The organism is Streptomyces sp. AgN23 (assembly GCF_001598115.1).
GTDB lineage: Bacteria > Actinomycetota > Actinomycetes > Streptomycetales > Streptomycetaceae > Streptomyces > Streptomyces antimycoticus.
Window position 1 is genome coordinate 2,133,634 of sequence record NZ_CP007153.1, and the last position, 23,237, is coordinate 2,156,870.

General features: G+C 74.5%; 2 protein-coding genes. Both read right to left on the reverse strand.

Annotation, left to right across the window (positions count from 1 at the left end):
- Positions 1-10: 10 nt before the first annotated feature.
- Complete coding sequence (locus AS97_RS47110; protein WP_247204296.1) at positions 11-9,970, reverse strand: type I polyketide synthase; 9,960 nt, start codon at positions 9,968-9,970, stop codon at positions 11-13.
- A gap of 63 nt (positions 9,971-10,033) precedes the next feature.
- Complete coding sequence (locus tag AS97_RS09460) at positions 10,034-23,200, reverse strand: type I polyketide synthase (RefSeq protein ID WP_210564692.1); 13,167 nt, start codon at positions 23,198-23,200, stop codon at positions 10,034-10,036.
- Positions 23,201-23,237: the final 37 nt, after the last annotated feature.

Here is a 23,237-nt window from a genome sequence, read left to right on the forward strand (position 1 = left end):
CTGATCGGGCTCAGGCCTCGCCGAACTGCCGGTCGAGCAGGTCGAGCAGTTTCTCGGTGCTGTCGGCGGACTCCAGCCCGCTGTCCTCCCCCGGGGCCCGCGGCGGGCGGACGACGGTCATCAGCGCGCCGATCCGCGAGGCCAGACGTCCGCGGACGGTCTCGTCGTCGAGCGAGCGGCGGATGTCCGCCTCCAACTGGTCGATGCGGGTCAGCAGGGACTCCGCGGAGTCCCCGTCGACGTCCGTCAGCAGTTCCCCCAGATGTCCGGCCAGTTCGGCCGGGGTGGGGTAGTCGAACACCAGGGTCGGCGGCAGGGTCAGACCGGTCGCGGCGGCCAGGCGGTTGCGCAGCTCGACGGAGAGCAGCGAGTCGAACCCGGCCTGCCGGAAGGCGGCGTCGGCCTCGACCATGCCGTCCCCGCCGTGCCCGAGCACGCTCGCGGCGTGCGCCTGGACGAGTTCGGCCAGGGTCCGTGCGCGGTCCGCCGGGGTCAGCGCGGCCAGCCTTTCGCGCAGCGCGCCGCCCTCCCCGCTCTGCCCGTCCTGCCCGGCGGCGGGTTCGCCCGCCGCCTCCGGGATCTCGGCCAGCAGCCGGGTGTCACGTCCGGAGGTGAACACCGGTACGAAGGTGGGCCAGTCCACGGCGGCGATGGCCACGAACGCCTCTTCGTCGGCGAGTGTCTGGTACAGGCCCTCGAAGGCGGTGTCGCGGTCGATGAACGGCAGGCCGCGGCGGACCACCGCGTCGGCGTCGGTGCGTTCCTTGGTGATCTGCTCGTCCCAGATGCCCCAGGCGACGGAGGTGACCGGCAGCCCGGCAGCGCGCTGCTGCTCGGCGAAGGAGTCGAGGAAGGCGTTGGCCGCGGCATAGGCGCCGTGGTCACCGCTCCCCCACACTCCGGCGATGGAGGAGAACAGGACAAGTTCTCGCAGGTCCGCCGGGTCGAGCAGCCGTGCGAGGTGGATCGCTCCGTTCACCTTGGCGTGCACCACCTCGGCGAACTCCTCCAGCGTGGTGGTCGCCAGGGGGGCGATGTCCAGATGGGCGGCCGCATGCAGGACAGTGGTCACCCGGTGCCCGTCGGCGGCCAGGGATCCCAGTGCGGCCTCCAGCGCCTGCGCGTCGCGTACGTCGCAGGCGAGCACGGTGACCGCGGTGCCGGCCTCCGCGAGTTCGGCGGACAGCTCGGCCATGCCGGGCGCCTGGTCGCCGCGCCTGCTGAGCAGGGCGATGTGGCGGGCGCCGCGGGCGGCCACCGAGCGGGCCAGGTGCGGGCCGAGCGAGCCGTTGGCACCGGTGATCAGCACGGTGCCCGCCGGCTGCCAGGCGGGGTTGGTCCCCCCGGCCGGGCGCTGGTGGCGCACCAGACGGCGTACCCGGGCCTCGCCGTCGCGCACCGCCCACTGGTCCTCCGCACCGGCTCCGGCCAGGATGCCGAGCAGCAGCGCGGTGTCCTGTTCCGAGGGCTCGGCGGGCAGGTCCACGAGTCCGCTCCAGCGGCGCGGGAACTCCAGCGCGGCGACCCGGCCCAGACCCCAGACCTGGTGCTGGCCGGGGTGCTCGGGCGCCTGATCCCCGGTGCCCACGGCTCCGGTGGTGACCGCCCACAGGGGCACTGCGGTGTCCTTCAGTGCCTTGACGGCGGTGACCGTCAGCGCCAGGCCGCAGGTCATGCCCGGCAGCTCCGGGTGCGGGCGCTCGTCCAGCGCGAGCAGGGAGAGGAGACCGCTGAGGACGGTTCCGTGCTCAGCGATCCGCTCGGCCAGCGCGGCGGGGTCGGTCTCGCCGGGCTCCAGCGTCAGCCGGCGCACGTCGAGCTTCGCGGCGGTCAGCAGCGCGCAGACGGCCTCGGCCGCGTCCGTACCGGTGTCCAGGACGAGCCAGGGGCCGGTCGGCCCGGCGCCGGTGTCCACCGGCCGCGGGCGCCAGGCGGTGGCGTAGCGCCAGTTGTCCAGCACCGACTGCCGGCGGCTCTCGCGGCGCCAACGGGCCAGCGCGGGCAGCACGCTGGTCAGCCCGTCCGCTGGGCCGATCTGGGCGGCGAGCTCCTTCATGTCCTCGCGGTCCACGGCGTCCCAGAACCGCGCGTCCGTCTCGGACAGTACGGCCGGGGTGTCCTGCGAGTCGAGCCAGAACCGCTCGCGCTGGAAGGCGTACGTGGGCAGGTCGGCACGGCCGCCGGGCCGTACGGTGTCGTTCCACCGCACGGGCAGTCCCTGCACCCAGCCCTCGGCCAGGGACAGCAGTATCCGGTCGCGGCCGCCAAAGCGCCGGCGCAGTGTGCCGAGGACGGCGCCCCGCTCGCCCAGCGTCCGGCCGAGGCCGACGGCGAGCACCGGGTGAGGGCTGCACTCGACGAAAAACCGGTAGCCGTCGGCGGCCAGCGCCTCGACCGCCGTCTGCAACCGCACGGTCTCGCGCAGGTTGCGGTACCAGTAGGCGGCGTCGAGTTCGCCGCCGGAGAGCCGGGTGCCCGTCACCGTGGAGTACAGCGGCACGGTGCCGTCTCGCGGCTCGATGCCGTCGAGCTCGGCGACGAGCCGCTCGCGGAGCACCTCCATCCCGGTGGAGTGCGAGGCGTAGTCCACGTCGATACGGCGGGCTCGTACGCCTTCCCGCTCGGCCCTGGCCATCAGGGCGTCCAGTGCCTCGTTGCCTCCGGAGACCACCGTGGAGTCCGGGCCGTTGACCGCGGCGACCGATAGGCCGTCCCCCAGCCAGGACTCCAGGTCGGCAGCGGGCAGCTCCACCGACACCATCCCGCCGGTGCCGGACAGCTCGCGCAGCAGCCGGGAGCGGGTGACGACCACCCGTGCTCCGTCGGCGAGCGAGAGCGCTCCGGCCACGCAGGCGGCGGCGATCTCGCCCTGGGAGTGGCCGGCCACGGCGTCGACGGTGACACCGCAGGACTGCCAGACCCGGGCCAGGGACACCATCACGGCGAACAGGACGGGCTGGACGACGTCCACGTCCGCCAGCGCGTCCTTGTCGGTGCTGCGCAGCATGTCCAGCAGCGACCAGTCCACCAGCGGGTCCAGGGCGTCCGCACAGGCACGGATCGACTCGGCGAACACCGCGTCGGTGTCGAGCAGTTCCCGGGCCATGCCGGGCCACTGGGAGCCCTGGCCGGGAAAGAGCATGGCGACGCGGCCGTCCGCCGCCCTGCCGGTGACCGTGCCGGCGGGGGCGACGGCCTGCGGATCGCCGAGGGCGGCCAGGCTGTCGAGCAGCGCCTGCCGGTCGGCGGTGACGACCGCGGCCCGGTGCTCGAAGGCGGACCGTACGGTGGTCAGCGGCCCGGCGATGTCGGCGGGGCCGAGGTCCGGTGCGTCCAGCAGGTGGGAGTGCAGGGCCCGGGCCTGGGCGGGCAGTGCCTCGGGGGTGCGGGCGGAGAGGACCACCGGCACCGTGCCGGGCTCGGCGGGCTCCGGGACGGTGAGCGGGTCGCCCTCTTCCAGCAGCACGTGGGCGTTGGTGCCGCTGATGCCGAACGAGGAGACGCCGGCCCGGCGCGGCGGGCCGCCGGTGGGCCACGGCCGGGCCTCGTCGAGCAGGGCGACGGTGCCGGAGGACCAGTCCACCTCGGGGGACGGGGTCCCGGCGTGCAGGGTGCGCGGCAGGCTCTGGTGGCGCAGGGCCATCACCATCTTGATGACGCCGCCGACACCGGCGGCGGCCTGGGTGTGGCCGATGTTGGACTTGAGCGAGCCGAGGTACAGGGGCCGCTCCGGGTCGCGTTCGCGCCCGTAGACGCTCAGCAATGCCTGGGCCTCGATGGGGTCGCCGAGCCGGGTGCCCGTGCCGTGCGCCTCGACGGCGTCGATCTCGGCGGGCTCCAGTCCGGAGCGCTCCAGTGCCTCCCGCACGACACGCTCCTGCGAGGGGCCGTGGGGGGCGGTCATCCCGTTGGAGGCGCCGTCCTGGTTGACCGCGGAGCCGCGGATGACGGCCAGCACCTCGTGCCCGAGCCGCCGGGCGTCGCTGAGCCGCTCGACGACCAATACGCCGGTGCCCTCGGACCAGCCGGTACCGTCCGCGTCGGCGGAGAAGGATTTGCAGCGGCCGTCCCGGGCGAGCCCGCCTTGGCGGCTGAACTCCACGAAGATGTTGGGCGAGGCCAGCACCGTCGAGCCGCCCGCGAAGGCCAGGTCGCACTCGCCCTGCCGCAGCGACTGGCAGGCCAGGTGGAGTGTCACCAGCGAGGTGGAGCAGGCGGTGTCCACAGTGACCGCAGGGCCCTCCAGACCGAGCAGGTAGGACAGCCGTCCGGACATCACGCTGTTGCTGTTGGCGATGCCGATGATGCCTTCGAGGCCATCGGGGATGCCGTTGAGCCGGTTGAGGTAGTCGTTGTACATCACGCCGGCGAAGACCCCGGTGCGGCTGCCGCGCAGCCGTTGCGGGTCGATTCCGGCGCGCTCCGCCGCCTCCCAGGCGGTCTCCAGGAGCAGCCGCTGCTGCGGGTCCATCGCCAGGGCCTCGCGCGGCGAGATGCCGAAGAACGCCGCGTCGAAGGCCGCGGGGTCGGTGACGAAGCCGCCCTCGCGCGTGTAGGTGCGGCCGGTCCGCTGCGGGTCCGGGTCGTAGAGGTTGGCCAGGTCCCAGCCGCGGTCGGAGGGGAAGGGGGTGATCGCGTCCCGGCCCTCGTCGACCAGCTGCCACAGCTGCTCGGGTGAGGAGACGTCACCGGGGAAGCGGCAGCCCATGCCGACGATGGCGATCGGCTCGTCGAAGAACGCCGCGGCGGCTCGGACCGGGGTGGTGACGGGCTCGACGGGGGCCGTGAACTCGCGCTCCAGACGGGTGACGAGGGAGGTGGCCGTGGGGTGGTCGAAGACCAGGGTCGCCGGCAGCCGTGTGCCGGCGGCGGTGGAGAGCCGGTTGCGCAGTTCCACGGACATCAGCGAGTCGAAGCCGAGTTCCTGGAGCGGGCGCTCCGGGTCGATCCCGGCGGGGTCGACGTGACCGGCCACCGCCGCGATGTGCTCGCGCACCGTGCGCAGCAGTTCCGTGTGGCGGGCGGCGCCGTCCAGTCCGGCGAGCCGCTGCGCGAGGGTGCCCTCCGGGGCGACGGGGCCGGCGGCGCGGGGTGCCGCGGGGGCGAGGGCGGTGAAGAACGGCGCGGGGCGGGAGGCGGTGAAGACGGGCAGGAACCGCTGCCAGCTGACGTCGGCCAGGACGGCGTCGCCCGCGGTGTGCAGCGCGTGCGTGAGCGCTTCGACGGCGTCGGCCGCGGGCATCGGCGTCAGCCCGACGCGGCGCAGCCTGCCGTCCAGGTCCGCGTCGACCATGCCGTCACCGGCCCACGGCCCCCAGGCCAGCCCGGTGCCCGCCAGGCCGCGGGCCCGACGGCGGGCGGCGAGGGCGTCCAGGGCTGCGTTGCCCGCGGCGTACCCGGCCTGGTGGGCGGCGCCCCAGATGCCGGAGATGGAGGAGAACAGCACGAAGGCGTCCAGCTCGGTGTCACCGAGTGCCCGGTCGAGGGCGAGGGCACCGGCGGCCTTGCCGGACATGGCCTCGCGCAGTCGCGCGGGGGTGGTCTCCAGCAGCGGTGCCTCGTCGGCGATCCCGGCGGCGTGGAAGACCGCGCGCACCGGGGCGCCACGCTCGGCCGCGTCCCGCAGCAGGGCGGCTGCCACCTCGGGGTCGGCCACGTCACCGGCGGTGATGCGGACGTCGGCGCCCAGGGCGGTCAGTTCGGCAACCAGGTCGTCCGCTCCGGGCGCGTCGGGGCCGCGGCGGGAGACCAGCAGCAGCGAGCAGTCGCCGCCGGCGGCGGCGAGCCGGCGGGCGACGTGGCCGCCCAGCGCCCCGGTGCCACCGGTGATCAGGACGGTGCCGGAGGGCGTCCAGCCGTCGCCGGACGGCACGGCCTGCGGGGCGGGTACCAGCCTGCGGGCCAGCGTTTCGCCGGGGCCGACGAGGACCTGGTCCTCGGCGACCGGTCCGGCCGCCCCCGCGGCGAGCAGGCCGGCGAGACGGCGGCCTGCCTCCTCCTGCACGGGCCCCCGCGGAAGGCCGATCAGACCGCCCCAGCGGTCGGGGAGTTCCAGTGCGGCGACCCGGCCCAGGCCCCAGGCGGCAGCCACGTCGGGGTCCTGCCGGGGGTCCCCGGTCAGGCACCAGGTGCGTGCGTCGATCCCGGCGTCGTCCAGCGCCTGGAGCGCGACCAGCAGGGTCTCCGGCCGGGACACCAGGACGAGTACCCCGGTGTACGGGCCGGCGGGGAGCGCGGCAGCCAGTGCGGCACGGTCGGGCTCGGGGTCCGTGACGACGGTGGTGGCCCGTTCCAGCAGCCCGCTGACCCCGGTGGAGTCCGCGGAGTCGTCCAGCACCAGCCAGGAGCCGGGGACGATGGCGGCGGTGGGCATGTCGGCGAGCGGCTGCCAGACCACCTCGTACCGCCAGGAGCCGAGGCGGGTACCGGCGGCGTCCCGGATCCGGGTGCGCTCCACCTCGCGCAGCACCACTCCGGCCGACAGTGCGGGGGTCCCGGTGGTGGTGGCGGCCCGGAAGTCGACGACGGCGTCGGTGATGCGCAGCCGCACGCGCAGCGCGCCGGCGCCGGTGGCGTGCACGGCGGCCCGGCTGAAGGTGAACGGCAGCCGCACCTGGTCCCGGTAGGAGCCGTCGATGAGCGGCAGCACGTGCAGGGCGCTGTCGAGTAGCGCGGGGTGCAGGGCGAACCGGGCGTCCTGCCGTCCTTCGTCCAGGGCGACCTCGGCGTACACGTCCTCGCCGAGCCGCCACACCGCGCGCAGTCCGCGGAAGACTGGGCCGTAGCGGTAGCCCTGGGTGTCGAGCCGCTCGTAGAGCCCTTCCAGCGGCACGGGTTCGGCACCGGCGGGCGGCCAGGGGCCGGCGGCCCAGTCGGCGGCGGCGGGCGGCGCGGCGGCGCCGATGGCACCGGTGGCGTGGCTGGTCCAGACGCCGTTCTCGTCACGGGAGCGGATGACGAAGTCGCGGGACGCCGCGCCCTCGTCGGGCGCCACCCATACCTGTACGTCCACGCCGCTGTCGGGCAGGACCAGGGGCGCTTCGAGGACGAGGTCGGTGACCTCTCCGGCGCCCACCTGGGCCGCGGCGCTCGCGGATAGCTCCAGGAAGCCGGTACCCGGGAACAGCACGGTGTCGTACACGGCGTGGTCGGCCAGCCACGGGTCGGCGGAGGGCGAGAGCCGTCCGGTGAGCAGGACGCCGCCGGAGCCGGGCAGTTCGACGGCGCCGGACAGGACGGGGTGCTCCAGGCCGTCCATCCCGGCGCCGGAGGGCGGTGGCGCGGCGAGCCAGTAGGTGCGGCGCTGGAAGGCGTACGTGGGCAGGTCCACCTGGGTGCGGCCGGGGAGCACGGCGGCCCAGTCCACGGTGGTGCCGTGGGCGTGCGCGGAGCCGAGCGCGGCCAGCGCGGTGGCAACCTCGGAGCGGTCGCGGCGGCACGAGGCCAGGGCGGTCCGCTCCCCCGTCATCGGGACCAGTACGGCATCGGGGCCGATCTCGATGAGCACACCGGTGGCGGGGAGCTTGTGCAGGGCGTCGGCGAAGCGGACGGCGGCCCGCACGTGGTCGATCCAGTACCCGGGGCTGCTGACCGGCTCGTCGGTGGCAGCGGAGGTGGCGAACGTGACGGCGGGCTCGTGGAAGTCGAGTTCTCGTACAACGACGGCGAACTCGTCGAGCATCGGCTCCATCAGCGGGGAGTGGAAGGCGTGGCTGACCCGCAGCCGCGTGGTGCGCCGCCCCTGGCCGCGCCAGTGCGCGGTGACCGCCTCGACGGCGTCCTGGGCACCGGAGACGACCACGGCGCCGGGCCCGTTGACCGCTGCGAGCGCCACCTCGCCGTCCAGAGTGGGGAGGATCTCCTCCTCGTCGGCGGCGATGGCCACCATGGCGCCGCCCTCGGGCAGCGCCTGCATGAGCCGCCCGCGGGCCACGGCCATCCGGGTGCCGTCCTCGGTGCTGAGGACGCCCGCGACGACGGCGGCGGCGATCTCGCCGACCGAGTGTCCCGCGACGGCGGTGATGCCGATGCCCCAGGACTGCCACAGCCTGGCCAGCGCCAACTCGAACGCGAACAGGGCGGGCTGCGCGTACTCGGTGCGCTCCAGCACCTCCGCGGGCTCGTCCCACATCACCTCGCGCAGCGACCGGCCCAGCAGCGGGTCCGCCACCGCGCACACCTCGTCCAGCGCCTGCGCGAACACCGGGAAACGCCCGGCCAGCTCCCGGCCCATCCCCGGCCGCTGGGAGCCCTGGCCGGAGAAGAGCAGGGCGGCGCCGCCGGGTCCGGCAGTGACCGGCTCAACGTCGGACAGCGCGGACAGGACCTGCTCGCGGTCACCGGTGACCGCGGCGCGGTGGTCGAAGCGGGTGCGGGTGCCCGCCAGGGTCCAGGCGACGTCGTCCAGCCGCAGACCGGGGTGGTCCAGCAGGTGGCCGCGGAGTGCGGCGGCCTGGTCGAGGACCGCCTGCGGGGTCCTGCCCGACAGCACCAGGGGCACCGGTCCGGCGGCCGGGCGCTCCGCGGCCTGTTCCGGCTGCCCGTCGCCGCCCTGCGGCTGCTCACCGTCCGCGGCCTGCCGCGGGCCGGTGAACTCCTCCAGGATGACGTGCGCGTTGGTGCCGCTCATGCCGAAGGAGGAGACCGCGGCCCGGCGCGGGTGGGCGCCGCGCTCCCAGGGGCGGGCCTCGTCCAGGAGCCGGACGGTGCCCGCCGACCAGTCGACCTCTTCGGTCGGGTTGTCCGCGTACAGGCTCTTCGGCATGGTGCCGTGCCGCATCGCGAGGATCGCCTTGATGATTCCGGCGACACCGGCGGCGGCCTGGGTGTGGCCGATGTTGGACTTCAGCGAGCCGAGGTGGACCGGGTCCTCCGGAGTGCGGCTGGTGCCGTAGGTCGCGAACAGCGCCTGTGCCTCGATGGGGTCGCCGAGCCGGGTGCCGGTGCCGTGCGCCTCGATCAGGTCGACCTCGGCCGCCGCTATTCGGGCGCTGGTCAGCGCGGCCTCGATGAGGCGCTGCTGAGAGGGGCCGTTGGGGGCGGTCATGCCGTTGGAGGCGCCGTCCTGGTTGACCGCGGAGCCGCGGACGACCGCGAGCACCGGGTGGCCCTGCCGCAGCGCGTCGGACAGCCGCTCGACGACGAGCACGCCGACGCCCTCGGACCAGCCGGTGCCTTCGCCGTCGGCGGCGAAGGAGCGGCAGCGGCCGTCCCGGGACAGCACCCGCTGCCGGCTGTACTCCTGGAAGTAGAGGGGGGTGGACATCACGGCGACACCGCCGGCAAGCGCCATGTCGCACTCGTCGCCGCGCAGTGCCTGGCAGGCCAGGTGCAGGGAGACCAGCGAGGAGGAACAGGCGGTGTCGACGGTGACGGCCGGGCCTTCGAAGCCGAACAGGTAGGACACGCGTCCGGCGGCGATGCTCGGGGCGCTGCCCGCCGCCAGGTAGCCCTCGAAGCCGTCGGGGGCCTGCTGGAAGCGGGTGCCGTAGTCGTGGTGCATCACGCCGGTGAAGACACCGGTGCGCGAACCGCGCCGGCCGGCCGGGTCGATACCGGCCCGCTCCAGCGCCTCCCAGCTGGTCTCCAGCAGCAGTCGCTGCTGGGGGTCCATCGACATCGCCTCGCGGGGGCTGAGCCCGAAGAAGTCGGCGTCGAAGCGGTCCACACCGGTCAGGAAGCCGCCTTCGCGGGTGTACGACTTGCCCACGGCGTCCGGGTCGGGGTCGTAGAGGTTGGCGACGTCCCAGCCGCGGTCCTCGGGGAACGTGGTGATCTCGTCGCGTCCCTCGATCACCAGCCGCCACAGGTCCTCGGGGGAGGTCACCCCGCCCGGGTAACGGCAGCCGATGCCGACCACGGCAATGGGCTCGGCCTGCTTCTCCTCCACCTCGCGCAGCCGGATACGGGCCTTCTGGAGGTCGGTCGTGACCTTGCGCAGGTATCCGACAAGCTGTTCTTCATCGGCCATGAGGGGCACCTATCGAGTGGAGACGGGGAAGGAAGTCGGGGGCGGCGGCGCGGCGGGCGGGGATCACAGGTCGCCGAGCTCGTCGATGAAGCGCATCAGCTCGTCGGCATCCGCGGTCTCCAGGTTGGACGCCTCGGACACGGGGCGGGCGTCCATCTCGGACAGCCGGTCGAGCAGCGTGCCGAGCCGGGAGGCCAGGGCCGTGCGGACGGCCGGGCTGGTGAACACGGACAGCGCCGTCTTCTCCATCCGGTCGAAGTCGTCCAGCGCGGAGCCGGTGCCGGGCCGTGCGTCGTCCACGGTGACCTCGCCACGCAGGTGCTCGGCGAGCGCCGACGGGGTCGGGTGGTCGAACACGAGCGTGGCCGACAGCCGGACGCCGGTGGCCTCGGAGAGCCGGTTGCGCAGTTCGACGGACATCAGCGAGTCGAAGCCCAGATCCTTCAGCGCCCGATCGGGGGCGATACCGTCGGCCTCGCCGTGGCCCAGGACCCCGGCGACGGTGGCCCGTACCAGGTCGAGGAGGAATGTGCCGCGGTCGGCCTCGGACAGTGCGGCCAGCCGCCGCGCCAGGGGTTCGCCGCCGGAGGGGGCCGCGGACTGCTGCGGGACCCTGGGGGCGAACCGGGACAGCAGCGGGCTGGGCCGGGAGGCGGTGAACGCGGGCAGGAACCGTGACCAGACGACGTCGGCGACCACCAGGTCGGTGCCCGAGGTGACGGCCTCGTCGAGGGCGTCGAGCGCGGCGTCCACGGCCAGCGGTACCAGCCCGCGGCGGCGCAGGTCGCGCTCCACGCCGGGCTGTTCGACCATGCCGCCGCCCGACCACGGGCCCCAGGCGACGGCGACCGCGGCCCGGCCGGTTGCCCGGCGGCGGCGGGCCAGGGCGTCGAGAGCGGCGTTGCCCGCCGCGTAACCGGCCTGGCCCGCGGCACCCCAGACACCGGAAATGGAGGAGAACAGTACGAACGCGTTCAGATCCGGCAGGAGTTCGTCGAGGACGAGGGCTCCGGTGACCTTGCCGGTCATCTCCTCGGCGAGCTGCCGCGGGTCGCTCTTCTCGATCGGTATGTCGCGCACCACTCCGGCGGTGTGCACCACCGCGTCGACCACGGTGCCCCCCGCGCGCAGGTCCTCCAGGAGCGTGGCCATGGCCTCGCGGTCGGCGACGTCGGCGGCCAGCACGCGGACCTCGGTCCCGGTGGCGGCGAGTTCGGCGATGAGTCCGGCCGCGCCGGGCGCCTCGGGGCCGCTCCGGGAGAGCAGGAGCAGCGAGCAGTCGCCGCGGGCGGCGAGCCGACGGGCGACGTGGCCGCCCAGCGCCCCGGTACCGCCGGTGATCAGCACGGTGCCGGTCAGCGGTGCGGCGGCGTCGGGCGCGGAGGCGTCCGGTACGGGTGCCGGGAGGGCCTGTGCCGGCACGACCCTGCGGGCCCACACCCCGGCGTCGCGGATGGCGAGCTGGTCCTCGGCGCCGTCCCCGGCGAGCAGCGCGGCCAGCAGGTTCCGGGCGGGGTCGTCGAGCCGGGCGGGCAGGTCCACCAGACCGCCCCAGGTGACGGGCGTCTCCAGTGCGGCGACGCGGCCCAGGCCCCAGGCCGCGGCGGCTCCGGTGTCCGCTTCCGGATCGTCGGTGCCGACGGCGGCCGCGCCGCTGGTGACGCACCACACCGGTGCCTGGATGCTCTGCTTCCGCAGCAGGGTCAGGGTCTCCAGGAGTTCCCCGGCGCCGGCGGCCGTGCACAGCACGCCGTCCAGCGCTCCGGCCGACTGCGGTGCGGTGGTGCTCTGTTCGAAGAGCCCGGACAGGTGCCCGGTGCCGAGCAGCAGCCAGCGGCCCGGTACCGCGGCCACCTCGGCCGGGTCGGGGAGCCGCTCCCAGGTGACGGTGTAGCGGCCGCTCCGGTCGGCGCCCACCGCGTCGAGCTGTGCCCGGTCCACAGGGCGCAGCACGAGTGCGTCCACCGCGATGGCGGGGGTGCCGGAGGCGTCGGTGGCGTGCACGGCGACGGACTCCTCGCCGGCCCGCAGCCGTACCCGCAGCCCGCGGGCGTCGGGGGACAGCGGCAGGACGCCGGAGAAGGAGAACGGCAGCCGTACCTCGTCGGCCTCGTAGCCGCGGCCAGTCAGCGGCAGGGCGTGCAGTGCGGCGTCCAGCAGGGCGGGGTGCAGGCCGAAGCCGGTGGGCTGCCCGTCGGGCAAGGCGATCTCGGCGAACACCTCATCGCCGCGCTCCCAGACCCCGCGTACGCCCTGGAACACCGGGCCGTACTCGTAGCCGCGTTCGGCCAGGTCGGGGTAGAGCGTGTCCACCGGTACGGGCACCGCGCCGGCCGGGGGCCACTGTGCGCCGGTCCAGTCGGAGGTGAAGGCGTCATCGTCGGTGGTGCGGGGGCCGACGCTGCCGGAGCCGTGCAGGACCCACTCGCCGTCGGCGCCGCGGGAGCGGATGTGCAGTTCCCGCTCGCCGCCGCCGTCCGCGGCCACCCACACCTGGACGTCCCTCGGACGGCCGCCGGGAAAGACCAGGGGGGCCTGGAGCACGAGTTCGGTGACGCCTCCGGCACCCGCCGCGCGGGCGGCCTCGGTGGCCAGTTCGACGAATCCGGTGCCGGGCAGCAGCACGGTGCCCATGACGGCGTGGTCGCGCAGCCAGGGGTCGCTGCCCGGGGCCAGCCGTCCGGTGAGCAGCAGCCCGCCGTCCCCGGGCAGTTCGCTGCGGGAGGACAGCATCGGGTGCGGCCAGCGGTCGGAGCCGGGGGCGTCACCGGAGACGGCGGGAGTGGCGAGCCAGTAGGACTCGCGCTGGAAGGGGTAGGTGGGCAGGTCGGCGGTGGGCCTGGTGGGCAGGAGCGCGGTCCAGTCCACCGGGGCGCCGTGGGCGTGTGCCCGTGCGACGGCGGTGAGCCAGGTGGTGGTCTCCGCCCGGTCGCGGCGGGCGCTGGGCAGCGCGGTACGGCCGTCCAGGTGCGGCAGCAAAGCGGCGTCCGGGCCGATCTCCACGGTGAGGTCCGCTTCGGGCAGCCGCTCGACGGCGTCGGCGAACCGGACGGTGGCGCAGACGTGCCGGGCCCAGTAGGCGGTGGTGTCCACGGCGTGCGGAGTACCGGCGGAGGTGAACATCGGCAGGGTGGGCGGCCGGAGGTCGAGCGTCTCCAGCAGGGCGGTGAAGTCGTCGAGCACCGGTTCCATCAGCGGGGAGTGGAAGGCGTGACTGACCCGCAGCGGTGTGGTGCGCCGCCCCTGGCCGCGCCAGTGGTCCGCGACGGCGGCGACGTCGGCTTCGGGGCCGGAGACCACCAGTGCGCGGGGGCCGTTGACGGCGGCGACGGCCGTGCCCTCCGGCAGGGTCGGGGCGACCTCGTCCTCGGTGGCGGCGATGGCCGCCATCGCGCCGCCCTCCGGCAGCGCCTGCATCAGGCGGCCTCGGGTCACCACCAGGCGGGCGGCGTCCTCCAGGCCGAGCACACCGGCCGCCACGGCGGCGGCGATCTCGCCGACCGAGTGTCCCGCGACAGCGTCGAAGGTGATCCCCGCGGCCTGCCAGAGCCGGGACAGTGCGACCTGGTGGGCGAAGAGCGCGGGCTGGGCGTACTCGGTGCGCTCCAGCACCTGCGCGGGCTCGTCCCACATCACCTCGCGCAGCGACCGGCCCAGCAGCGGGTCGACCACCGCGCACACCTCGTCCAGCGCCTGCGCGAACACCGGGAAACGTCCGGCCAACTCCCGGCCCATGCCGGGGCGCTGGGAGCCCTGGCCCGAGAAGACTGCGGTGACGCGGCCGGTGCCGTCCGCGGTCACCACCGGCTCGCGCAGGGCGTCCGTCAGTTCCCCGCGGTCTCCGGCGACGCCGGTGCGGTGGGAGAAGTGCGAGCGCCCGCGGGCGAGCGTCGAGGCCACGTCGGCGAGGGGCACCTCGGGGTGCTGCGCCAGGAAGACGCGCAGGGCCGCCGCCTGGTCCCGCACGGCCTGTCCGGTGCGTCCCGAGAGGACCAGCGGCACCGGCCCCTCTTCGGCGGCGCTGTCGGCGGCGGGTTCGGGGGCCGGGGCCTCTTCCACGATGACGTGCGCGTTGGTGCCGCTGATACCGAAGGAGGACACGGCTGCACGGCGCGGACGGCCTTCGCTGTCCCAGGCGCGCTCCTGGTCCAGCAGCGCCACCGTGCCGGAGCTCCAGTCGACCTCGCCCGTGGGCTGGTCGGCGTACAGGCTGCGCGGCAGTACTCCGTTGCGCAGCGCCATCACCATCTTGATCACACCGGCGACACCTGCGGCGGCCTGCGTGTGGCCGATGTTGGACTTCAGCGAGCCCAGCCACAGCGGGCGCTCGGGGTCGTGCTCCCGGCCGTAGGTCGCGAGCAGCGCCTGCGCCTCGATCGGGTCACCGAGCCGGGTCCCGGTGCCATGCGCCTCCACCGCGTCGACCTCGCCCGCCGACAGACCGGCCGCGGCGAGCGCCTGACGGATGACCCGCTGCTGCGACGGACCGTTGGGCGCGGTGAGCCCGTTGGACGCGCCGTCCTGGTTGACCGCGGAACCCCGTACCACCGCCAGCACCCGGTGCCCCTTACGGCGCGCGTCCGAGAGCCGCTCGACGACCAGGACGCCCACGCCCTCGGACCATCCGGTGCCGTCGGCCTCGGAGGAGAAGGACCGGCAGCGGCCGTCCGTGGCGAGTCCGCCCTGGCGGCTGAACTCCACGAACATGCCCGGTGAGGCCATCACGGTGGCTCCGCTGACCAGGGCCAGGTCGGTCTCGCCCTGCCTCAGGGACTGGCCGGCGAGGTGCAGTGCGACCAGCGACGAGGAGCAGGCCGTGTCAACGGTGACGGCCGGGCCCTCCAGGCCGAGGACGTAGGCGGTACGGCCGGAGGTGACGCTGGATGTCGTGCCGGTGAGGGCGTGGCCGTCGGCGGCGGAGCTGGACTCGTAGAGCCGCGGGCCGTACTCCTGCGCGACCGCGCCGGTGAACACGCCGGTGCGGGTGGAGCGCAGCGTCTCCGGGTCGATTCCGGCCCGCTCCAGCGCCTCCCAGCTGCTCTCCAGCAGCAGCCGCTGCTGCGGGTCCATCGCCAGCGCCTCACGCGGCGAGATCCCGAAGAACCCGGCGTCGAAGGCTCCGGCCCCGGTGAGGAAGCCGCCCTGGTGGCTGTCGGAGGCGGTGCTGCCCTCGCGCAGCGCGCCGAGGTCCCAGCCGCGGTCGTCGGGGAAGCCGCTGATGGCGTCCCGGCCGTCGGCGACCAGCTGCCACAGCTCCTCGGGCGAGGAGACCCCGCCGGGGAAGCGGCAGCCCATGCCGACGATCGCCAGCGGCTCGCCCGCGCCGGCGGCCGCTGCCGCGGGGGCGGCGGGGGCGGCGGGCTCCCGCCGCGTGTTCTCGCCGAGGAGCAGCCCGGCCAGATGGTCGGCGACGGCCGCGGGCGTGGGGTGGTCGAAGAGCAGGGTGCTGGGCAGCGGGCGCTCCACGGCGGCACTGAGGCGCTGCCGCAGCTCGAGCACGGTCATGGAGTCGAACCCGGCGTCGGAGAACGCGCGGCGCGGGTCGACGGCGGTGGCGTCGGCGTAGCCCTGGACAGCCGCGGCGTGCGTCAGGACCAGGTCGAGCAGCGCCTCGGGGGTGACCGCGACGGGGGCCGCGGCCACGGTGGCGGTACGCCGCGCAGCGGGTGCCGTACGAACCAGGGAGCGCAGCACGGCGGGTACGGCCGGCTGGCGGCGCAGGGAGGCCGCGTCGAAGGCCAGCGGCGCGGTCACGGGCTGCCCGAGGCCGAGGGCCCGTTCGAACAGTTCCAGGCCGGTTTCGGCGGACAGCGGGGCGATGCCTCGCCGGGCCCAGCGCTGCCGGGCGGCGTCGTCGAGTCCGGCGGTCATGCCGGTGCTCTGGTCCCACAGGCCCCAGGCCAGGGAGGTGGCGGGGAATCCGGCGCGGTGACGGCGTACGGCCAGTGCGTCGAGGTAGGCGTTGGCCGCGCCGTAGGCCGCCTGGCCGGGGACGCCGAGCTGCGCGGAGACGGAGGAGAACAGCACGAACGCGGCCAGGTCCGAGCCGCGTGTCAGCTCGTCCAGATGAACGGCGGCTGCCACTTTGGGCGCGAGGACCGCGTCGGCGCGCTGAGGGGTGAGCGAGTCCAGCAGGGCGTCGTCGACGACTCCGGCCGCGTGCACGACTGCGGTGAGCGGGTGGTCGGCCCCGATGCCCGCGAGGACTTCGCTCAGCTGGTCGCGGTCGGCGGCGTCACAGGCCGCGACGGTGACGTGGGCGCCGAGCCCGGTGAGGCCGGCGCAGACCGCCTCGGCCTCCGGGTGCTCCGAGCCGCGGCGGCTGAGCAGCACCAGATGCCGTATGCCGTGCTCCGTGACCAGGTGCCGGGCGAGCAGCGCGCCCAGGCCTCCGGTGCCGCCGGTGATCAGTACGGTGCCCTCGGGGTCGAGGGGTGCGGGCAGGGTGAGCACGACCTTGCCGGTGTGCCGTGCCTGCTCCATGTGCCGGAATGCCTCGGAGGCGCGGCGCAGGTCCCAGGCGGTGACGGGCGGCAGTTTCAGCTCGCCGGAGCCGAACAGGGCGGTCAGCCGCTGGTTCATGGCGGCGATCAGGTCCGCGTCGACCTCGTAGAGGTCGAACGGCAGGTAGCGGGTGCCCGGGTGGTCGGCGGCGACCTGCCCGGGGTCGCGCAGGTCGGCCTTGCCCATCTCGACGAAGCGTCCGCCGTCGGCCAGCAGGCCGAGGGAGGCATCGGTGAACTCCCGGGCCAGCGCGTTGAGCACTACGTCCACGGGCCCGAAGGTGTCGGCGAAGGCGAGGTCGCGGGAGGAGGCGATGTGGGCGTCGTCCAGGCCGAGGGCGCGCAGCGCGTCCCACTTGCCCGGGGACGCGGTGGCGAACACCTCGGCGCCCAGGTGCCGGGCGATCTGTACGGCGGCCATGCCGACGCCGCCCGCGCCCGAGTGCACGAGGATCTTCTCGCCGGGTCGCAGGGCGGCGACTTCGGCCAGCCCGTACCAGGCAGTGAGAAAGGCGATCGGTACGGCCGCGGCCTCGGCGAAGGTCCAGTGGTCGGGGACGGGGGCGAGCAGGCGCCGGTCGACGACGGCGACGGGGGTGAACCCGCCGGAGCACATGCCGGTGACCCGGTCGCCGGGGCGCAGGTCGGTGATGTCCGGGGCGGCCTCGGTGACCACTCCGGCCACCTCGCTGCCCAGCACGGCCTCGCCGGGGTAGGCACCGAGCCTGATCAGCACGTCGCGGAAGTTGACGCCCGCGGCGCGTACCGCGATACGGACCTCTCCGGGGCGCAGGGGCCGGTCCGCAGCAGGGTCGGGGAGCAGGGCCATTTCACGGGTGCGGGCGTCGTCGACGTCCAGGCGCCACGGGCCGTCGGGGGCCGTGAGCGGTGCCCCGGCGCGCTCCATGCGGGGCAGCAGGACCTCGCCGTCGCGGAGCACGAGGTGCGGCTCGTCGGACAGCAGGGGCAGGGCGCGCTCCAGGACGGCCTCGGACGCCTGGCTGCCGTCGCTCTCCACCAGCCCGAAGCGGTCCGGGTGCTCGGCCCGTGCGGCCCGCAGGAGCCCGCCGAGTGCGGCTCCGGCCGGATCCCCCGTAGCGGTCACCAGTGCCAGGCGGTCGATTCCGGTGTCGATCCACTCCCGCAGCCGGGTGAGGACCTGTGCGACGGCGGTGCGTGTGTCGGCCGCCGCGTCGCCGGTGGCCGGCATCTCGGGACGCAGGAGGACCGTCCCGGTGCCGGCGGCCTGCCCGCCCCCGGGCAGTTCGGCCGGAACCAGAGCGGGGACGAGCAGGGTTCCGGCGGACGCCGCTCCGGCGGCTTCCCGCAGGGTCAGTGACGCGACGGTGAGCACCGGCTCTCCGGCCGGAGTGGCGGCGTCCAGCCGTACGGTGCCGTGGCCGCCGGTCAGCCGTACCCGGAGGGTGTCGGTGTGCCGCGGTGACGCGGCGGTGCCGGTGAAGGAGAAGGGCAGCAGGACTCGGTCGCCGCTGGTCAGCAGCAATGCGTGGAGCGCGCTGTCCAGCAGGGCGGGGTGCAGGTCGAAGGAGGTGCCGTGCACGGCAGGGTCCAGCCGCACCTCGGCGTAGGTCTCCTCACCGCGACGCCAGACGGCGCGCAGACCGCGGAAGGCGGGCCCGTAGCGGTAGCCGCGGTCGGCGAGGCCCTCGTACAGCCCGTCGAGCGGGACCGGTTCGGCGTCGGCGGGCGGCCACTGGCCGGGGCTCCAGCCGTGCGGCGCGGGCTCCCCGGAGAGGGTACCGGTCGCGTGGGTGACCCAGTCACCGCCACCGCTGCGGGCGCGGATCTCCAGTTCGCCGCTGTCCGGGGCGGTCCACACCTGGATCTCGGCCCCGGCCGGGGACAACGCCAGCGTGGTGTGCAGCACCAGGTCGGCGACGCCGGTGGCACCGGTGTGCCGGGCGGCGCGCAGGGCCAGTTCCAGGAAGCCGGTGCCGGGGAACAGCACGGTGCTGTCGACGGCGTGGTCGGCGAGCCACTGGTCGGAGCTGGGCGAGAGCCACCCCGAGAGCAGGACACCGGCGGTACCGGGGAGGTCCAACGCCTCTGTCAGCAGCGGGTGTTCGAGCGCGTCCGTGCCGGTGCGGGCGGCGGGCCGCGACCTGAGCCAGAACGACTCGCGCTGGAAGGGGTAGGTGGGCAGGGGTACGTACGGGCGGGGTGCGAGGAGCGAGGACCAGTCCACGGGGGCGCCGTGGGCGTGGGCCTGTCCCACCGCGTGCAGCAGGGCGGGCACCTCGTCCTGGGCGCGCCGTGCGCTGGGCAGGACCGTACGGTCCGCCAGCATCGGGGCCAGTACGGCGTCGGGACCGATCTCGACCAGCACATCCGCCGTACCCAGCCCGGCGACCGCATCGGCGAACCGCACCGCATGCCGCGCATGATCGACCCAGTACTCCACCGACGCGAAGGCGTGACCGCTCTCCGCCGCCGCACTCACCGCCACCCGCGGCGCCGCGAACGACAACTCCCCGAGCACCGTACGGAACTCCGCCAGCATCGGTTCCATCAACGGGGAATGGAAGGCGTGACTGACCCGCAACCGGGTCGTGCGCCGCCCCCGGTCCTTCAGCTTTTTGACGACCCGCCGCACGGCCCTGTCCTCGCCGGAGAGGACCACGGCGTCCGCGGCGTTGACCGCGGCGACCACGACCGTGCCCGTCCTGGGCAGCAGCGGCAGGACCTCGTCCTCGGACGCCTCCACCGCCACCATCGAGCCACCCTCCGGCAACTCCTGCATCAACCGGCCACGCGCCACCACCAGACGAGCCGCATCCTCCAAACTCAGCACACCCGCCACCACAGCAGCAGCGACCTCCCCCACCGAATGCCCGGCAACCGAACCGAACACCACCCCAAAGGACTCCCACAACCGCGACAACGCCACCTGATACGCGAACAACGCAGGCTGCGCGTACTCAGTACGCTCCAACACCTCCGCCGACTCCTCCCACATCACCTCACGCAGCGACCGGCCCAGCAACGGGTCCACCACCGCACACACCTCGTCCAGCACCCGCGCGAACACCGCGAAACGCCCGGCCAACTCCCGCCCCATCCCCGGACACTGGGAACCCTGGCCCGAGAAGACCGCAGCCACACGCCCCTCCCCCGCCACCACCGGCACCACACCCGACAACGCCTCCACCGCACCCGCACGATCCGACACCGGCACCACGGCCCGCACCTCGAACAACGACCGCGCCGACACCAACGACCACGCCACATCCGCCAACGGCACCCCAGGACACTCACGCAAGAACCCGGCCAACGCCGCAGCCTGATCCCGCACCGCCTCCCCGGACCGCCCCGACAACACCAACGGCACCGGCCCCTCCACCACCACAGCCTCAGCAGCCGGCTCCACCACAGGAGCCTCCTCCAAGATCACATGCGCATTCGTCCCACTGATACCGAACGAAGACACACCCGCACGCCGCGGACGCCCCTCCGCCACCCACGAACGAGCAGAAGACAACAGACGCACCTCACCACCACCCCAGTCGATGTCCTCGCTGGGCCGGTCGGCATACAGGCTCCGCGGCAGACTTCCGTTCCGGAGCGCCATCACCATCTTGATCACACCGGCGACACCGGCGGCGGCCTGCGCGTGGCCGATGTTGGACTTCAGCGAGCCCAGCCACAGCGGACGCTCCGCCTCACGGTCACGGCCGTAGGTCGCCAGCAGCGCCTGCGCCTCGATCGGATCGCCGAGCCGGGTCCCGGTGCCATGCGCCTCGACCGCGTCGACATCGCCCGCCGACAGACCGGCCGCGGCGAGCGCCTGACGGATGACCCGCTGCTGCGACGGGCCGTTGGGCGCGGTGAGCCCGTTGGACGCGCCGTCCTGGTTGACCGCCGAGCCCCGTACCACCGCCAGCACCCGGTGCCCCTTACGGCGGGCCTCCGAAAGCCGCTCCACCAGCAGCACGCCCACGCCCTCGGACATGCCGAAGCCGTCGGCATCGGCCGAGAACGCCTTGGAGCGTCCGTCCGGGGCCAGTGCGCGCTGCCTGCTGAACTCGATGAACATGCCCGGCTCGGCCATGACGGTGGCGCCGGAGGCGAACGCCAGGTCGCACTCGCCCTGACGCAGCGCCTGGCAGGCCAGGTGCAGTGCGACCAGCGACGAGGAGCAGGCCGTGTCGACGCTGACGGCGGGGCCCTCCAGGCCGAGCAGGTAGGAGAGTCTGCCGGAGACCACGCTGGAGGTGGTGCCGGTCAGCACATAACCCTCCAGGTCGGGGCGGGCCTGGTGCAAGGGCTGGCCGTAGGGCAGGTTCATCACGCCGGTGAACACACCGGTACGGGAGCCGCGCAGCGTGTCCGGGTCGATCCCGGCCCGCTCCAGCGCCTCCCAGCTGCTCTCCAGCAGCAGCCGCTGCTGCGGGTCCATCGCCAGCGCCTCGCGCGGCGAGATACCGAAGAACTTGGCGTCGAACCGGTCGATGCCGTCGAGAAGCCCCGCCTCGCGCTGGTAGAAGGTGCCAGGCCGGCCGGCGTCGGTGTCGTAGAGGGCTTCCAGGTCCCAGCCCCGGTCGGAGGGGAACCCGGCGATGGCGTCGCGGCCCTCCTCCAGGAGTTCCCAGAGGCGTTCGGGCGAGTCCGCGCCGCCGGGCAGGCGGCAGGCCATGCCGATGATCGCGATCGGGTCGTCCGGGTCGGCGGGCACGACGCGGGGGGTGTCGGGGAGTGCTTCGCCTTCGCCGAAGAGGCGGTGGCAGATCTCCTCCGCCAGGGCCTCCGGGGTGGGGTGGTCGAACACGGTGCTCGTGGGCAGCCGCAGCCCGGTCGCCTCGTTGACGCGGTTGCGCAGCGCGAGGGCGCCGAGCGAGTCCACACCGAGCGAGCGGAAGTCCTGCCCGGCGCGGACGGAGCCGGCCGCGCCGATGCCCGGCAGCTCGGTGAGCTGCCGGGTCACCAGTTCCCATAGTTCGGCGAGCCGCGCGGAGGGCTGCAGCGGCAGCAGCCGCTCGTACAGTCCGCCGTCACCCGTCCCGGTGCCGTCGGCGTCGCTCTCCAGCCGGTAGCCGGGCAGCGCGGTGCGGCCCGCACCGGCGAGGACGGTGGCCCAGTCGGGAGCCGCCCCGTGCACGTGCGCTTCGGCGAGCGCCTGGAGGTGGCGATCGATCCCGGCCTCGTCGCGCCGCATGGTGTCCAGGACCACGGCGTCGGGAGCGGCGTGTGCGACGGTGTCCTCGGCGCCCGGGGTGAGCACCGGGTGCGGGCCCATCTCGGCGAAGAGGCGGTGGCCGTGGCGCAGTGCCTCCTCCATCGCCGTGTCGAACCGGGCTGTGCCGCGCAGACTGCGGTACCAGTAGGCGGCGTCCAGGGTGGCGGTGTCGACCAGGCCACCGACGGCGGAGGCGTACATCGGCACCTGGCTGGTACGCGGGCGGATCGGGGCGAGTTCCCGCAGCATGTAGTCGCGGATGTCCTCGATCTGCCGTGAGTGTGCGGCGATGCCGATGGGGAGGAGCCGGCTGCGGACGCCGCGTTCCGCGAGCTTTCCGGTGAGGGCGGTGGCGGCCTGCGGGGCGCCCGCGACGACCGTTGTGCGGGGGCCGTTGACGACCGCGATCTCCAGGTCGAGCGCCCACTCGGCGAGCAGTGCCTCGGTCTCGTCGGCGGAGAGGGCCACCGCGACCATCTCGCCCCGGCCCTGAATCAGCGCCTGGGCCTTGCTGAAGGCGGTGACGAGCAGAGCGCCGTCGTCCAGTGACAGCCCTCCCGCGGCGGTGGTCGCGGCGATCTCGCCGAGGCTCTGTCCGATGACAGCCGCGGGGTGCACGCCGTGTGCGCGCCACAGGCCCGCCAGGGAGACCATGACGGCGAACATCGCGGGCTGGATCACGTCGATGCGGTCCATCGGTATCTCGCCGGACAGCACGCTGTGCAGCGGCACGTCGGTGTACTGCCGCAGCGCACGGTCGCAGGCGTCCAGCTCGCTGCGGAAGTGCGCGTTCTCCTCGGCCAGTTGGCGGCCCATGCCGATCCACTGGCCGCCCTGGCCGGGGAAGAGGAAGACCGCGGGCTGCTGTCGCGGCACCGTGCCGCGCACGGCGTTGGCGGGCTGTTCACCGGCGGCCATGGCGCGCAGGGCGGCCAGCTGCTCCTCGTGCGTTGCGCCGGGCAGCGCGACGCGCCGGGGCCAGACGGTGCGGGAGGTCAGCTGGGTGAAGGCCACGTCGGCCGGGGCCGTCGCGGGGTGCGCGGCGAGGTGGGCGGCCAGCCGGGCCGCGTGGTCGCGCAGGCCCGCCTCGGTGCGGCCGGAGAGCAGGAGCGGCGGACTCAGCCGGGGCGATTCGGCGACGGGGGGCACCGGCAACGGCCGCAGTGCGGACAGCCGGGCCACCGGGTCGTCGCCCAGCACGCCGTAGCGCTCAGGGTCCCCGGTGTGCGTCAGGACCACGGCCACGTCCGCGCCGGGCTCGTGCACGGCGACCACGGCCTCCTCCGACCCGGCGAGCGCCTTGCGAACGGCCGTCCAGAGCTCTTCGCCCTGAAGGGGCTCGACCCGGACGCCGGGGACGCCGGCCAGTTCGGAGAGCCGCTCCGGGGTCGGCACAGTGACCGGCCGGTCGGGTGAGGGAACGATCCCGGCATCCTCGATGGCGGCCCACAGCGCCGCGGCGGCCGGGTTGCGCGCCGGCTCCTCCGGGCACGCGACACCGGCGATCACGACAGCAGCGGCTTTCTCAGCCATGTTGGGTAGCTCCTACCAGGTTGCGGCGAGCGGCGTC